The organism is Streptococcus sp. HMSC071D03, assembly GCF_001812125.1.
In the GTDB taxonomy this organism is placed as follows: Bacteria; Bacillota; Bacilli; order Lactobacillales; family Streptococcaceae; genus Streptococcus; species Streptococcus pseudopneumoniae_N.
Map to the genome: position 1 here is coordinate 1 of NZ_KV807717.1, position 252 is coordinate 252.

General features: G+C 54.4%; 3 tRNA genes. All 3 read left to right on the top strand.

The features are described from left to right. Position 1: 1 nt before the first annotated feature. Positions 2 to 91 (top strand) — tRNA-Ser (locus HMPREF2837_RS02625). Between the two features lie 10 nt (positions 92 to 101). Then, positions 102 to 175 (top strand) — tRNA-Met (locus HMPREF2837_RS02630). Between the two features lie 3 nt (positions 176 to 178). Next, positions 179 to 251: transfer RNA gene (locus tag HMPREF2837_RS02635), tRNA-Phe, on the top strand. Position 252 lies beyond the last annotated feature (1 nt).

Sequence of the window (252 nt, forward strand, 5' to 3'; positions counted from 1 at the left end):
TGGAGGATTACCCAAGTCCGGCTGAAGGGAACGGTCTTGAAAACCGTCAGGCGTGTAAAAGCGTGCGTGGGTTCGAATCCCACATCCTCCTTTATTATTAACGCGGGATGGAGCAGCTCGGTAGCTCGTCGGGCTCATAACCCGAAGGTCGTAGGTTCAAATCCTGCTCCCGCAATAAGGCTCGGTAGCTCAGTTGGTAGAGCAATGGATTGAAGCTCCATGTGTCGGCGGTTCGATTCCGTCTCGCGCCAT